The organism is Arthrobacter sp. A2-55 (genome assembly GCF_025548615.1).
Taxonomy (GTDB): domain Bacteria; phylum Actinomycetota; class Actinomycetes; order Actinomycetales; family Micrococcaceae; genus Specibacter; species Specibacter silviterrae.
In genome coordinates this window covers 1-1338 of the sequence record NZ_JAJLOZ010000145.1, presented here as the reverse complement: position 1 = coordinate 1338, position 1338 = coordinate 1, and the positions used below count along the sequence as shown (strand labels likewise).

Here is a 1338-nt window from a genome sequence, read left to right as displayed (position 1 = left end):
TGGGGCTAGCCTAAGAATGTGGACACCCGAGTTGGCGGGATTTTGAGTCCTGCTGGGAGGATGTTCAGTGATGAGCGAGCAGAAGAAGCAGCGCCGGTCGTATACGGAGGAGTACAAGCGGGAGGCCGCCGGGCTGGTGATAGATACGGGCAGGTCGGTCGCCGTGGTGGCCGGGGAGATCGGGCTTGGCGAGCAGACGTTGGGTCGGTGGGTGAAGTTGGAGAAGACCCGCCGGGGCACGGGGGAACCGACGGGTGCGTTGGGCGAGGACGAGCGGGTCGAGCTCAAGCGGTTGCGGCGGGAAAACTTTGACCTGAAAAAGGACAACGAATTTTTGGGAAAAGCGGCAGCCTTCTTCGCGTCGAAGCCACGGAATCAGAACGGTTCGAATTGATGGAAGCGGAGAAGGCTGACTATGCGATTGCTCGGACGAGCCGGTTGCTGGGGGTCTCGACCTCGGGGTTCTATGCGTGGCGGAAACGCCGGGCCGAGGGCCCTGGCCGGCAGGCCCGGGCCCGGCGGGAGCTTGATGCCAAGGTGCGCAGGGTCCATATGGAGTCCGATGAGGTGTATGGGGCTCCGCGGGTTACGGCACAACTGGGGCGTGAAGGTACTGGGGTGAATGAGAAGACGGTGGCTGCCTCGATGCGGCGGCAGGGCCTGGAAGGGGTCAGTCCGCGCCGGTTCCGGCCGGTCACGACGATTCCGGGGGTGGCGACCCATCACATTCCAGACTTGGTGAATCGCAAGTGGGATCAGGGCCGGATCAATGCCGTGTGGATTACGGACATCACCTACCTGCACACGCGTGAAGGGTTCGTGTACCTGTGCGCGATCAGGGACGGGCATTCGCGCCGGGTGCTGGGTTGGGCGATGGATGAGCGGCAGACGACGGACCTGGTGGAGCGGGCCTTGCGGATGGCGCACACGCTGCGCCAGATGCTGCCGACGGACGTTGTGCTGCATGCGGATCGTGGCTGTCAATTCACCTCGGCGCAGATGCACCAGGTCGCCGTCGAGCTGCACGTGCGCCAGTCCATGGGGCGGACCGGGGTGTGCTGGGACAACGCGATGAGCGAGTCGTTCTGGTCGACCCTCAAGGCTGAGTTCTACGACCGCCGGGTCTGGCACACGCGGGCCGAGGCCAGGCGTGAGGTCGCTCGCTGGATCGAGGTCGTGTACAACCGGCGCCGGCTGCACACGGGGCTGCACACGGCACTGGGCATGGTCCCGCCCGTCGAGTTCGAACAGGCCCGGCAGCAGGAAAACAACAATGAAGAAGCACTCACGCAAGCAGCGTGAGATAGATCACGTGTCCACTACTTGCGGGGAACCCCA

The 1338-nt window shown here is 64.2% G+C and carries 1 protein-coding gene; it reads left to right on the top strand.

Features of this window, described 5'->3' with window-relative positions; genetic code table 11:
• The first annotated feature begins 70 nt into the window (after nt 1-70).
• Nucleotides 71-1302, top strand: a protein-coding gene (locus tag LPN03_RS20690) for an IS3 family transposase (RefSeq protein WP_262455753.1) whose coding sequence is annotated in 2 segments (ribosomal slippage) — nt 71-335 and nt 335-1302 — 1233 coding nt in all. Because the reading frame shifts where the segments join, the coding sequence is not laid out codon by codon here.
• Nucleotides 1303-1338: the final 36 nt, after the last annotated feature.